The sequence below is a fragment of the Caballeronia sp. LZ019 genome, from assembly GCF_031450825.1.
Taxonomy (GTDB): Bacteria; Pseudomonadota; Gammaproteobacteria; order Burkholderiales; family Burkholderiaceae; genus Caballeronia.
In genome coordinates this window covers 731117-738183 of the sequence record NZ_JARTVZ010000003.1, presented here as the reverse complement: position 1 = coordinate 738183, position 7067 = coordinate 731117, and the positions used below count along the sequence as shown (strand labels likewise).

Below are 7067 nucleotides of genomic sequence, written 5' to 3'. Positions count from 1 at the left end.
AGACATATGGACGCTCCGTTGACGTAGGTTTGAAGGGTGCGCCATTCGTTTGACGCAGTGGCGCGCAAAGGCATGCGCGCCCCGGTACGAGTGCTGGTCGATGTTCTTATGATTTTTTCGGCGGGCCCGTTCGCCGTGTCAGGCACGACGGAAGGGCTACGTTGAGCCGCTTATGAGGCATTCATGCCCCGATGTGATGCACAGAATTTGATTAGAGGAACGCAGTAGATCAGCATGCTCGAGGCAGGTTCCCTCAAGCCTGACTTAGTCCGTTCGATGCTTGCCGGTGACGTATGGATCGGCAAGAAGAGTGTCGCTCGCCGCATCCTTGAACATACGAATTACATTCGATGCGTTGTCGTCAGTGTTTCAGCAAGACCAATGCCACGCTCGAGCGTCGGCCACTTTCGCAAGGCTGTATTGCCGCAGTATGTCGATGCGTAGCCGGAAAACAGTTGCGAGCAGCGCCGCAGATTCTTAACACTTCTTTATCGACGTCCGGAATCAAACGCGAAACATGCTGACCGCATGTGCGAGCCGCTCGGCATGACCGCGCAATTCGGCAGTCGATTGCTCCGCTTCGCCCACTAGCGCCGCATTCTGCTGCGTCGCTTCACCGATCTGCACGACCGCGGTGTTGACCTGTTGACCTGGTCGATACCGCTCGTCTGCTCGCGCGACGCTACGCCGATTTCGCACACGATCGCATTCACACGCGTTACGCCCTCGACGATGCCGCTCATCGTGCTGCTGGCCTGTTCGGCGATCTTGTAGCCGTGCGAGACCTTTGCGGCCGATTCCGCGATCAGTGCTTCGATCTCCTTCACCGCGCCCGCGCTTCGTTGCGCAAGCGCGCGCACTTCGGATGCGACCACTGCGAAGCCCTTGCCGTGCTCGCCGGCACGCGCCGCTTCCACCGCTGCATTGAGCGCGATATCGGCGACGCTTGCCGAGCGCAGAAAACGATTAACGCAGCTGGCCTCACGGGGCGGGATCTCCGCAACTCGATCCAGCACAGGCGTTAGCGGAATGTAGGGAAAATCCTAGGCTGCCGCGCAGCAGGTAACGGCTATATCCTTTGGAAAAACGTTTTCCAAAAACTCTGGTGGCGCGCGCATTGTTCTGCCCGACGCCACGCCCACGGCGCTCGTCGCCGTCCGTGAAACAAGACACGCGGTCCGACGAGCGCCGCCGCGTACCGGAGACTTTCATGCAAACAGCCGTCGTCGGCGTTGCACGCGCCGCGAGCCGTTACCGCTGGACCGTGTGTGCGTTGCTCTTCTTTGCGACCGTCATCAACTACATGGACCGGCAGATCCTCGGTCTGCTCGCGCCGGTCCTTCAGCACGACATCGGGTGGACGCAGGTTCAGTACGGCCGCATCGTGATCGCTTTTTCGGCGTTCTATGCGATCGGCCTGCTGTGCTTCGGCCGCATCGTCGACTGGCTCGGCACCCGCATCTCCTACGCACTGGCGATGTTCGTGTGGAGCGTCGCCGCGATGCTGCACGCGGCAGTAGGCTCGGTGATGGGCTTCGCGATGGTCCGCGCGCTGCTCGGCATCGGCGAGGGCGGCAACTTCCCGGCGGCGATCAAGACGACGGCGGAGTGGTTCCCGCGCCGCGAACGCGCGCTCGCAACTGGCATCTTTAATTCAGGCGCGAACATCGGCGCAGTGTTCGCACCGGCAATCATCCCGGCGCTCGCGGTCGCTTTCGGCTGGCGCGCGGCGTTCGTGATCATCGGTGCAATCGGCATCGTCTGGCTCGCGGTATGGTTCCTCATGTATCGCGAGCCGGACGGCAGCGCGCATGACGACGACCTCGCGCTCGAAAGCGACGAAGCCGCCGCCGCGGATGCCGCCAATGCCAGGGCGGGCGCGCCAGGCTTCGGCGTGCTCATCCGCAAGCGCGAGACGTGGGCCTTCATCGTCGGCAAGTTCCTGACGGACCCGGTGTGGTGGTTCTACCTGTTCTGGCTGCCGAAGTGGCTGAACGAATCGCGCGGCATGGACATGCAGCACATCGGCCTGCCGCTCGTCGTGATCTACGCGATCACCACGGTCGGAAGCATCGGCGGGGGATGGATCTCATCAGCTCTGTTGCGCTCGGGCTGGAGCGTGAACCGTGCACGCAAGACGGCGATGCTCATCTGTGCATGCTGTGTTTTGCCGATTGCATTCGTTTCGCAAGTTCACGATCTCTGGGCGGCGGTGGCCATCGTCGGACTCGCAGCGGCGGCGCATCAGGGCTGGTCTGCGAATCTCTTCACGACGGCATCCGACCTCTTCCCGAAGCGCGCGGTCGGTGCGGTCGTCGGTATCGGCGGCATGGCCGGCTCGATCGGCGGCGTTCTGTTCTCCGAAGTAATCGGGCAGGTCCTGCAACGCACGGGTCAGTACTGGGCGCTCTTCGCAATCGGCGCACTCGCGTATCTGGTGGCGTTCGGCGTGATGCACCTGCTCACGCCGAAGATGGCGCCCGCGAAGCTCGACGCCTGATTGCGCTCATCGACATCATGCGCCGCGATCTACGCACTCGCCGTCCGGCCCGCAGCAGAAGCGGTCGACTCGCGCACGATCAGGCGCGGCTCGAACATGGAATTGCCGGGGTCCGGATGACCGGCGAGTGCGTCGATGAGCTTCTGCATGGCGAGCTCGCCCATCTTCTCGCTCTGAATGTCGATGGTGGTAAGGCCGGGGGCGGCGTACGCGCCGTAAGGCACGTTGTCGATGCCCGTCACCGACACGTCCTGCGGCACGCGGATGCCGAGCGTCGCCGCTTCTTTCATGAAGCCGAGCGCGATCAGATCGTTGTAGCAGATCACCGCCTGGGGACGTTTCGGTCCGAGCATGACGCGCGAGCAGGCGTGTTCGCCGGCAAGGGCGGTCGGCGCGTGCGCGTCGTGAACGTCCAGTTCGAGGCCGGCTTCTTCGAGACATTCGCGCACCCCGCGAATGCGTTCGTCGTTGATACGCGCCTGGCCGAAGCCGAGGTAGGCAATATGCCGATGCCCGAGGTTGAGCAGATGACGCGCGAGCATGTGCGACGCAAGGCGATTGTCGATGCCGACGCTCGGAATCGGCAGCGCCTCGGCATTGCGCAGCAGCACGACGGGCTTGTCGAGATCGAGCATCCAGCGCGCTTCGTCATCGGGCAGGCGGGAGCTGACGATCAGGCCGTCCACGCGCTGCGAGAGCGCTTCGATCAACGGCCGCTCGCGCGCCTGCTGTTCGTCGATATCGACCAGCAGCAGCGTGTAGTCGTGCCGCAGCGCAATGCGGTTGGCGCCCTTCACGACATTGGTGAAATGCGGATTGCTGATGTCGAGGATCGTGAGTCCGATGGTGCGCGTGCGGCCCGTGATCATCGAACGCGCCAGCGGATTCGAGCGGTAACCGAGCGTTGCGATGGCCTCCTTCAGTCGCGCTTCGACCGGCGCCGAAAACCGCTGCGCGCCGTTGATGTACTTGGACACCGTCGCGACGGAAACGCCCGCTGCTGCGGCGACGTCGCGAATGGTCGGAGACATTTTCTTCATTGAGGTAACGTTTTCTCAGGCTTTTCCAAGATTTTCGGATTGTCGCAGAAAACGACGCGGGAAAATTGTTTTTTGCAAGCGGCATGCAGCCGGCCGAATGCCGATTGACGACGGCGCGTGCAGATCGCTATAGTGCGGAAAACGTTTTACTTCATTCGGCTTTAGACGCACTAGAGAGGATTCAATGACCCAGTCAAGCGCTGCAGGCAAGCCGTTCAAGCGCCTGCTTCTGACCGGCGCCGCCGGCAATCTCGGCCGTCAGTTGCGCGGCGCCCTTGCTCAGTGGGCCGACGTGGTGCGGGCGTCGGACATCGCACCGATCGACGATGCCGCCGCACACGAAGAGGTGAGCGCCGTCGACCTCGCAGACCGCGACGCGGTCATGCGTCTTGTCGAGGGCGTCGATGCGATCGTGCATCTAGGCGGCATCTCCGTCGAAGCGCCGTTCGACGATCTCATCGAGGCGAACATTCGCGGCACTTACAACATCTATGAAGCGGCCAGGCGTCACGGTGTGAGGCGCGTCGTGTTCGCCAGCTCCAATCACGCGATCGGCTTTCATCCCGTGACGGAAGTGCTCGACGCGGATGCGGCGCAGCGCCCCGACAGTCTCTACGGCGTGACGAAGTGTTTCGGCGAGTCGCTGTCGCGCTATTACTTCGACCGCTTCGGCATCGAGACGGTGTGCCTGCGCATCGGGTCGTCGTTCGAGGAGCCGAAGAATCCGCGCATGCTCGTGACCTATCTGAGCTACCGCGATTTCATCGAGCTCGTGCGCTGCTCGCTGTTCACGAATCGCGTCGGACATGCGGTGGTGTACGGGGCGTCGAATAATCCGGTCAAGTGGTGGGACAACAGCAAGGCGGGCTTCCTCGGTTTCAACCCGCAAGATAGTTCGGCCGAATTCAGCGATCGCTTTCCGGTGCGCGCACCCACGGCTGAACACGATGACCCCGCTCAGCGTTTCCAGGGCGGCGCGTTCGTGCTCAGCGAGCCGATGGAGCGCAGCCGATGAACAGCGCGCCTCGCGTGGAGCGAGTCGAGGCGGCGGGTCGCGCCGCCGTCGGCGAATGCCCTGTCTGGCATGCAGGAGACCAGGCGTTGTATTGGGTGGACATTCCCGCGCGGCGTATCGTGCGGCTGGCAGTCGCCACCGGGCAGCGCAGCGATTGGGAGTTGCCGGAGCAGGTCGCGTGCTTTGCATTCGACGCTGCAGGTACGCTCGTCGCTGGAATGGAAAGCGGTCTCTTCGCGGTGACGCTGCGAGACGCCGGCGAAGTTCGAGTGGGCAAGCTCGCTGCCCCGCACTTCGATGCGTCGGGCATGCGCTTCAACGACGGCCGCTGTGACCGGCAAGGTCGCTTCTGGGCCGGCACGATGGTGCAGGACATGTCGCTGGCCAGCACGGCGGGCGCGCTGTTTTGCTTCGATGCTGACGGTACGCTTTCGCCTCCGGTCGTCGATGGACTGATCACGCAAAACGGCCTCGCTTTCTCACCGGATGGCGCGACGATGTACCTGTCCGATTCACATCCGCAAAAGCGGCTGATCTGGGCCTTCGACTTCGCCACCGACACCGGCACGCCGCATAACCGTCGCGTGTTCGCGGACTTGCACCATCACGTGGGGCGTCCGGACGGCGCGGCGGTCGACGCGGACGGATGCTACTGGACCTGCGCCAACGATGCCGGTTGCCTCCTGCGCTTCACGCCGGAAGGCAAGCTGGATCGCACCATCGCGCTGCCCGCGACGAAGCCCTCGATGTGCGCATTCGGCGGGGACGATCTGGCGACGCTCTATGTCACATCGATTCGCCCAGCCGCCAACGCAACCGACGCCGACGGCTGCGTCTTTGCGCTCAACCCCGGCGTGCAAGGATTACCGGAACCGTGGTACGCCGGAATGTTACCGGTCGCATAAACGCCACGCTGGGGCGGCGGCACTGCCTGAGCGACTGAGTTTTTAACGCGATACAGGCTAAACACCAGTTCTGCAGTGTCTTCTGAAAGAGTAGGCTGCGCAGGTCGCTTCAAACCGAACGATCTGCCGATTCCCTATTCCAGGAGATATTGATGGACCTTGAAACTCGCACCATGAAGCGCGTGATGCTTCGTCTCGTGCCGTTCCTGATTCTGTGCTACTTCATCGCCTATCTCGATCGCGTCAACGTCGGCTTTGCTGCACTGCAAATGAATAAGGCGCTCGGCTTTTCCGCGAGCGCCTTCGGCTTTGGAGCCGGCATTTTCTTCATCGCCTATTTCTTCTTCGAAGTCCCGTCGAACTTACTGCTCGAACGCTTCGGCGCGAGAAAGTGGATCGCGCGGATCATGTTCACGTGGGGTGTGCTCGCGGCGTTGATGGCCTACATTCCCCATATTGCGCAAGCAACGGGTCTGTCGAATGCTTACGTGTTCTATGGCTTGCGCGTGTTGTTGGGCGTCGCGGAAGCGGGCTTCTTTCCCGGCATCATCTATCTGCTGACGCTTTGGTTCCCGGCGAAGTATCGCGGACGCGTGGTGGGCTACTTCATGGCGGCCATTCCGCTGTCGACCGTGATCGGCGGCCCCATCTCCGGCGCGTTGCTGCAGATGGACGGCATCGGCGGCATGCAGGGCTGGCAATGGCTCTATCTGATCGAAGCGCTGCCCGCGCTCGTGCTCGCATTCGTCGTGTTCTTCTATCTCACCGACAAGCCCCAGAACGCACACTGGCTTGCCGACGATGAACGCAACTGGCTCGTCGACCGGCAGGCGCAAGAGCGCGCGCATCGCGAAGCAGTGCATTCCTTCAGCGTGAAGGAAGCAATCCTCAATCCGCGCGTGCTGGCGATCGCACTCATCTATTTCGGTGCGAACGCAACCAACTATGGCCTGAGCTTTTTCTTGCCGCAGATCGTCAAGGCGTTCGGGTTGTCCAATCTGCAGACCGGCTTCGTGACGTCCCTGCCATATGCGGTCGGCGTCATTAGCATGGTCCTGTGGGGACGCCATTCGGATCGCAAACTCGAACGACGCTGGCACGTCGCAATCGCGTTGATGGTCGCAGCGGGCGGCATTGCGGCTTCTGCCGGACTCGACAATCCGGTCCTCAAGATGATCGCGTTGTCGATTGCGGGCTTTGGAATTTTTGGCTGCTTGCCGGTGATCTGGACGTTGCCTGCATCGTTCCTGTCCGGCGCGGCGGCAGCGGGCGGCATTGCCGCAATCAACTCTCTCGGCAACCTCGCGGGCTTCTTCGGGCCGTATGCAATGGGCTGGATCAAGGACAGCACCGGCGGCTTCGGCGCGGGTCTGCTTTGCCTCGCAGGAGCCGGTATGGTCGGCGTCGCGGCTGTGTTGTTGCTGCATCATGACTCGGCACTGGAGACAATATCCGGCGCACAAGACATCCAGGACGGCGAACCTGTCCGGTCTTAGCGAGCGATAAAGGAACGCACGCCGATTTCCTTGCAAATCGCAAGCCGGCTTTAGCGCGGTAAGGCAAGCAAGCTCCGTCAAGCTGCGCTAATGTCTATGCTTTTCGCCTCT

5 protein-coding genes and 1 pseudogene are annotated in these 7067 nt (G+C 62.2%); 4 read left to right on the top strand and 2 right to left on the bottom strand.

Annotation, left to right across the window (positions count from 1 at the left end; genetic code table 11):
- Nucleotides 1-504 precede the first annotated feature (504 nt).
- Nucleotides 505-935: pseudogene (locus tag P9255_RS11845) on the bottom strand (methyl-accepting chemotaxis protein); the annotation flags it as partial.
- 275 nt (nucleotides 936-1210) lie between these two features.
- Here P9255_RS11845 and P9255_RS11840 point away from each other — a divergent pair.
- Nucleotides 1211-2500, top strand: coding sequence for an MFS transporter (locus P9255_RS11840; protein ID WP_309767509.1), 1290 nt, complete (start codon nucleotides 1211-1213; stop codon nucleotides 2498-2500).
- A 29-nt stretch (nucleotides 2501-2529) separates the two neighbouring features.
- On the opposite strand, the gene P9255_RS11835 is transcribed toward P9255_RS11840, so the two are convergent.
- Entirely contained in the window at nucleotides 2530-3540 is a 1011-nt protein-coding gene (locus tag P9255_RS11835; RefSeq protein ID WP_309767510.1) for a LacI family DNA-binding transcriptional regulator, read from the bottom strand.
- A gap of 184 nt (nucleotides 3541-3724) precedes the next feature.
- Between P9255_RS11835 and P9255_RS11830 the strand changes: the two genes are divergently transcribed.
- The 3 genes from P9255_RS11830 (at nucleotide 3725) to P9255_RS11820 (ending at nucleotide 6956) form a co-directional block, all read left to right on the top strand.
- Nucleotides 3725-4555: an NAD(P)-dependent oxidoreductase gene (locus P9255_RS11830; RefSeq protein ID WP_309767511.1), complete on the top strand. Its 831-nt coding sequence runs from the start codon at nucleotides 3725-3727 to the stop codon at nucleotides 4553-4555.
- Nucleotides 4552-5460, top strand: coding sequence for an SMP-30/gluconolactonase/LRE family protein (locus tag P9255_RS11825; protein WP_309767513.1), 909 nt, complete (start codon nucleotides 4552-4554; stop codon nucleotides 5458-5460). The genes P9255_RS11830 and P9255_RS11825 overlap by 4 nt, the downstream gene beginning before the upstream one ends.
- Nucleotides 5461-5612: 152 nt before the next feature.
- Nucleotides 5613-6956 carry an MFS transporter gene (locus tag P9255_RS11820; RefSeq protein WP_309767515.1) on the top strand — a complete coding sequence of 448 codons (1344 nt, stop codon included), beginning with the start codon at nucleotides 5613-5615 and terminating at the stop codon, nucleotides 6954-6956.
- Nucleotides 6957-7067: the final 111 nt, after the last annotated feature.

Excerpts from the sequence above, each read along its gene's own strand:
- P9255_RS11840 (WP_309767509.1), top strand. The coding sequence starts at position 1,211 with ATGCAAACAGCCGTCGTCGGCGTTGCACGCGCCGCGAGCCGTTACCGC.
- P9255_RS11835 (WP_309767510.1), bottom strand. The coding sequence starts at position 3,540 with ATGAAGAAAATGTCTCCGACCATTCGCGACGTCGCCGCAGCAGCGGGC.
- P9255_RS11830 (WP_309767511.1), top strand. The coding sequence starts at position 3,725 with ATGACCCAGTCAAGCGCTGCAGGCAAGCCGTTCAAGCGCCTGCTTCTG.
- P9255_RS11825 (WP_309767513.1), top strand. The coding sequence starts at position 4,552 with ATGAACAGCGCGCCTCGCGTGGAGCGAGTCGAGGCGGCGGGTCGCGCC.
- P9255_RS11820 (WP_309767515.1), top strand. The coding sequence starts at position 5,613 with ATGGACCTTGAAACTCGCACCATGAAGCGCGTGATGCTTCGTCTCGTG.